The organism is Actinoplanes sp. NPDC048791 (assembly GCF_040650095.1).
Classification (GTDB): Bacteria; Actinomycetota; Actinomycetes; order Mycobacteriales; family Micromonosporaceae; genus Actinoplanes.
This window is the reverse complement of sequence record NZ_JBEZGQ010000679.1, coordinates 1-4,678: the sequence shown is the minus strand read 5'-3', so window position 1 is coordinate 4,678 and position 4,678 is coordinate 1. Positions and strand designations below refer to the sequence as shown.

Below are 4,678 nucleotides of genomic sequence, written 5' to 3'. Positions count from 1 at the left end.
CGGCCGTGGTCACCACCACGGCCGGCGCGTTCCCGAAGAAAGATCAGCCCTTCGGCATGAGGACGGAGTCGATGATGTAGACGGTCGCGTTGGCGGTCTGCACGTTGCCGCAGACGACCGACGCCTCGTTGACCTTGAAGTCGCTGCCGCTGCCCTCGACCGTGACCTCGTCACCCTGGATGGTCTTGTGGGTGCCGGCCAGCTGCGCCGGGGTGAGCTTCCCCTCGACCACGTGGTAGGTGAGGATGCTGGTCAGGGTCTTCTTGTCGGCCAGCACGGCCTTGAGGTCGGCCGCCGGGATCTTGGCGAACGCGTCGTTGGTCGGCGCGAAGACGGTCAGCGCGGGTGCGGTGTTCAGCGTGTCGACCAGCCCGGCCTCCTTGACCGCGGTGACCAGTGTGGACAGCAGCGGGTTGCCGGAGGCGGCGGTCGCGACCGGCACCTTGGCCATGGCGTCGAAGCTGCCCGGGTCGGACGCCTCGGTCGGCACGGCGGCACAGCCGGCCCCGAAGGTCGCCATGGTGTCCGTGCCGGCCATGGAGGGAGCAGCCGACGCCGTGGTGGCGGCCGGAGCCGCCGCGGTGCTCTCGCCGCTCGCGTCGTCCTCGCCACAGGCGGCCAGGGAGGCGGAGAAGACGAGGGCGGCGGCGATGGCAGTGAGCTTGGTGGCGCGCATGGTGGGATCCCTTTCGGAAAATGGATGTCACGGAATATTCGTGACGAACTGCTCGAACAGATGCGCACAGGGGCGCCTTTTTACGGGGCGGTGCTTGATGATCAGCGGCGGCCGACGGCCGTCAGCGCTATACCGAGAACGAGACAGAGGGCGATATCGGCACCGTTCGGCGCGACCCGGGTGACACCGGCCAGGCCGGCGAGACCCAGGGCGAGCAACGTGAAACCGGCCCAGGTGGCGGTGACCCGCGCCGGACGCGGGCCGAGGATCGCGGTGGACACCAGGGCGGTGCCCAGCCCGAGGTGCAGGACGCTGAACGGCATCGTGACCGCGAACAGCCCGGGCAGTTCACCCCGGCCTACGGCGAGAAAACCGGCGATACCGATGCCCACCAGCACCAATCCGAAGGCGAAGGTCACGGGGCCGCTGTTGTCGCGTACCCCCTGGACCGCCGCGCGCCGGATGTCGGTGACCATCAGTATCTCCGTTTCGTCGTTTTCTTTCCTCTACAGACGATTCGGAGCGGTATGCGGCCCGGATGGGTCTACGTCAGCAGAACCTGCGCCACCACTTGGGTGGGCTGCGGCGAGCCGCCGGCGGGCTCCTCCGAGACAGCAAAGACCTCGTTCCCGGGCACGCCTTCCACGATCTGGGCCGCCGAGGCTTCCCCGGGCGGCAGCAGCCCGGCCTGGACCGGGGCCGGAGCGGACACATCGCGGATCGTCCAGAGCTGGAAAGCCCGGTCCGCCGACGGTGCCCGATCGGCCCGCATCGAGACGACGCTGGCCGCCTGCTGAGCGGACGAGGCCACGGTGACGCGGCCTCCGCCGATCATCGGCGCGGTGCGGACCACCAGGTCGGGGGCGGCCAGGATGGCCTGGGTACGGGCCTCCCGCAGCTCAGCGGCGGCGACGGCGGTGTTCTTGGCGCGTACCCGCTGCTCCTGCACGGCCCACGTGGCCGCACCCGCCCCGGTGGCCAGGATGCACGCCGCGGCCGCGCCCGCCGTGTACCGGCGCCAGCGCGACACCGCCGCCCGCGCGTCCGGCTCGGGCAGGGCCGAGTCCCCCGGCGGCAGCTGACGGGTCCGGCCGATCGCGGCGAGCACGTCCGTGCGCAGCTTCGGCGGCGGGACCGACCAGGTGCTGTCGGCCAGCCGTGACGCGGTCTCGCGCAGCTCGTCGACCTCGCCGCGGCACCCCTCGCAGGCCAGGATGTGCCGCTCGAAAGCGGCCCGCTCCAGGTCGTCCACCGCGTCCAGCGCGTAGGCGCCGACCAGGGCGTGAATGTCCGTCGTGGTCATGCGGTCACCTCCACACCCAGGCAGTCGCGCAGGCGGATCAGGCCGTCACGCATCCGGGTCTTGACCGTGGGCAATGGGGTCTGCAAAAGCTCGGCCACCTCGCGGTACGAGTGGCCCTGGTAGTAAGCGAGCGTCACCGCCTGACGCTGGAGCTCGGTGAGATCGTCCAGGCAGTGCCGCACCTGCTGGCGTTCCAGCCGCCCGGCCACCTCGTCGACGACCTCGTCGTACGGGGTCTCCACCGAGGCGATGCCGACCTTCATGGTGCGGTCGGACGAGGCCTGCTCGGAGCGCACCCGGTCCACCGCGCGGCGATGCGCGATGGTGAAGATCCAGGAGGTCGCCGTACCGCGGGCGGCGTCGAAGCGGGCCGCCGTACGCCACACCTCGACCAGCACCTCCTGGGCCACCTCCTCGGCCTGGGCCGGATCGCGCAACACGCGCCTGATCAGGCCGTAGACCCGGGGCGAGACCAGATCGTAGAGGCGGGCGAACGCCGGCTCGTCGCCGCGGGCCACGGCGCGGACCAGGTCGCCGACGTCGGAGGTGGGGCCGGCCGGAGCATCGGGCACGGCCGACAGATGGTCAGGCCGGCGGGCGGCGCCGCGCTCAGTCATGAAGTCAGCCTCTCCATCGCTCATGCCGTATCAACTGCCATTCGGCACGGACGGCTACGCGGATGGGTCATCGCACCACAGAGCGGCCGCGGCGGCATACAACCGATCGTCCGACGTCACCGTTTACTACAGGGACGACGGCGGGAGCAGGGATGACCAACGGATCGGACGCGGAGTACCTGGCGTACGTGCACGGGCGGACGACAGGTCTGCGGCGTACCGCGTACCTGCTCTGCGGCGACGAGCACCATGCCGACGATCTGGTGCAGGAGACCATCACCAAGCTGTATGTGCGGTGGTCGCGGATCAGCGGTGTGGAGAACATCGACGCGTACGTGCACACGATGCTGGTCCGCATCTTCCTCGACGAGAAACGCCGGGGCTGGTGGAAGGTGCGCCTCGGCGTCCCACCCGACCGGCCCGCGCCGGCGCATCACGGCCACGGCGTCGAGGAACGCACCGTGCTGCGGGCGGCGCTGTCCCAGGTGCCGCCGCGGCAGCAGGCCGTGCTGGTGCTGCGCTTTCTCTGCGATCAGTCGATAGCCGATGTCGCCCGGGTGCTGAGCTGCAGCGAGGGCACCGTGAAAAGTCAGACAGCCCACGGACTCACGGCCCTGCGCCGGATCCTCGGCGACCGCATCCACTCCCTCGGGGGCACACGATGAACCAGCATCCGGACAGCGCCGACCGCGACGCGGTGGCCCTGTTGAGCCCGCTCGCCGGCGATCCGGCCGCCCCGTCCCGCATCGACGTGGCCGGCGCGATGGCCGAGGGCCGGCGCCGCCGCCGCACCCGGTGGTGGACCAGCGGAATGGCGGTCGTGGCCGTCACCGCGACCACCGCGGCCGGGGGCACGCTGGCCTTCTCCGCCCTGGGCCGGCCCACGCCACCACCGCCGCGCCCGGCTGTCACCCCGTCCCCGTCGATCGCGGTCGCCGCCCCGCCGGCCGGGCCCAAGGACTGCACGGTCAGCCGGCTGCCCACCGCCGGCATCCAGAAAGCACTGGTCACCGGGGGTGACGCGAGCGGGCGCTGGCACGTCGGCCGGCTGTATCCACCGGGCGGCGGGCAGGGTCGTCCCCTCGTGGTGTGGCGGGACGGCAAGATCGTCAGCCAGCTCCGGGTCGGCGGTTCCGACGACAGCTTCAACGACATCAACTCGCGCGGCCAGGCGGTCGGTTCCGGTTTCGACCCGGAGATCCGGCCGTACGCGTACCGCGACGGCAAGGTCAAGCCCCTGGCCGGCGGCGAGGGCACGGCGTCGGCGATCAACGACGCCGGGGTGGTGGTCGGCTCGCTCGGCCCGCTGTACCAGGGCGTCCCGGCGCGCTGGGCGTCCACGACCGCGAAGCCGCAGCGGCTGCCGTTGCCGGACGGTGCCGAGGCCGGCGAGGCCGGAGACATCGACGAGGCCGGCAACGTGCTCGGCACCATCACGCCGACGGGCAAGGAGGGCACCGGCTACCTGTGGCTGGCCGACGGCACCACCCGCCGTATGCCGTTGCCCGAGGTCGACGGCCGCAAGGCGACCATGTTCTGGCCGGCCGCGATCCGCGACGGCTGGGTGGTGGGCCGCGCCGTGATCGACACCAAGGACACCCGATCGTTCGCCTTCTTCCGCTACAGCATCGCGAGCAATCGCTACGAGAGGCTCGTGGACGGCGCGGGGATGCCGGCGCGGGTGGCGGCGAACGGCTGGATAGTGGGCGAGGCCGACCGGCCGGTGATCACCGTCGGCACCCGCAACACGAAGCTCCCGGCGTACTCGAAGCTCAAGGGCGACCAGCAGTACATCGTCGAGAGCATCAGTGACGACGGCCTGGTGGTGGCCGGCTACTCCAGCGGGCCCGACGTCGAGAACCATCCGCTGCTCTGGCGCTGCCGCTAGCCCGCCTGAAGGGTGATGGTGCGGCCGGTGGTGATCGACTCACCGGCCGCGGCCAGGATCGCCACCACCTCGGCGCCGAAGGCCAGGTCCAGCGCCGGAGCCGGGCCGCCGTTGGCCGCGCCGATCAGGGAGTCCACCGCCCGGCCGAAGGCCTCCACCGGCAGCCACGGCACCGGCGGCACGTCGGCGACCCC

The 4,678-nt window shown here is 71.6% G+C and carries 6 protein-coding genes and 1 pseudogene; 2 read left to right on the top strand and 5 right to left on the bottom strand.

Going from position 1 to position 4,678, the window contains the following annotated elements:
• Positions 1–43: 43 nt before the first annotated feature.
• The 4 genes from AB0C29_RS34365 to AB0C29_RS34350 form a co-directional block, all read right to left on the bottom strand.
• Positions 44–676: a fasciclin domain-containing protein gene (locus AB0C29_RS34365; protein ID WP_360829240.1), complete on the bottom strand. Its 633-nt coding sequence runs from the start codon at positions 674–676 to the stop codon at positions 44–46.
• A gap of 101 nt (positions 677–777) precedes the next feature.
• Positions 778–1,152: a hypothetical protein gene (locus AB0C29_RS34360; RefSeq protein ID WP_360829238.1), complete on the bottom strand. Its 375-nt coding sequence runs from the start codon at positions 1,150–1,152 to the stop codon at positions 778–780.
• A 68-nt stretch (positions 1,153–1,220) separates the two neighbouring features.
• Positions 1,221–1,979, bottom strand: coding sequence for an anti-sigma factor (locus AB0C29_RS34355; RefSeq protein ID WP_360829235.1), 759 nt, complete (start codon positions 1,977–1,979; stop codon positions 1,221–1,223).
• Positions 1,976–2,596 carry a sigma-70 family RNA polymerase sigma factor gene (locus AB0C29_RS34350; protein WP_360829232.1) on the bottom strand — a complete coding sequence of 207 codons (621 nt, stop codon included), beginning with the start codon at positions 2,594–2,596 and terminating at the stop codon, positions 1,976–1,978. The genes AB0C29_RS34355 and AB0C29_RS34350 overlap by 4 nt, the downstream gene beginning before the upstream one ends.
• A 152-nt stretch (positions 2,597–2,748) precedes the next feature.
• Between AB0C29_RS34350 and AB0C29_RS34345 the strand changes: the two genes are divergently transcribed.
• Entirely contained in the window at positions 2,749–3,261 is a 513-nt protein-coding gene (locus AB0C29_RS34345) for a SigE family RNA polymerase sigma factor (protein WP_360829229.1), read from the top strand.
• On the top strand, positions 3,258–4,484 hold the full coding sequence (locus tag AB0C29_RS34340) for a hypothetical protein (RefSeq protein ID WP_360829226.1): 1,227 nt from the start codon (positions 3,258–3,260) through the stop codon (positions 4,482–4,484). Before AB0C29_RS34345 ends, AB0C29_RS34340 begins: the two co-directional genes overlap by 4 nt.
• Here the strand turns inward: AB0C29_RS34340 and AB0C29_RS34335 are convergent.
• A pseudogene (locus AB0C29_RS34335) lies at positions 4,481–4,678 on the bottom strand (gfo/Idh/MocA family oxidoreductase); the annotation flags it as partial. The gene AB0C29_RS34340 and the pseudogene AB0C29_RS34335 sit on opposite strands and share 4 nt — an antisense overlap.

Bases quoted from the DNA above. Each gene is read 5' to 3' on its own strand.
- AB0C29_RS34365 (WP_360829240.1), bottom strand. From the start codon at position 676: ATGCGCGCCACCAAGCTCACTGCCATCGCCGCCGCCCTCGTCTTCTCC.
- AB0C29_RS34360 (WP_360829238.1), bottom strand. From the start codon at position 1,152: ATGGTCACCGACATCCGGCGCGCGGCGGTCCAGGGGGTACGCGACAAC.
- AB0C29_RS34355 (WP_360829235.1), bottom strand. From the start codon at position 1,979: ATGACCACGACGGACATTCACGCCCTGGTCGGCGCCTACGCGCTGGAC.
- AB0C29_RS34350 (WP_360829232.1), bottom strand. From the start codon at position 2,596: ATGACTGAGCGCGGCGCCGCCCGCCGGCCTGACCATCTGTCGGCCGTG.
- AB0C29_RS34345 (WP_360829229.1), top strand. From the start codon at position 2,749: ATGACCAACGGATCGGACGCGGAGTACCTGGCGTACGTGCACGGGCGG.
- AB0C29_RS34340 (WP_360829226.1), top strand. From the start codon at position 3,258: ATGAACCAGCATCCGGACAGCGCCGACCGCGACGCGGTGGCCCTGTTG.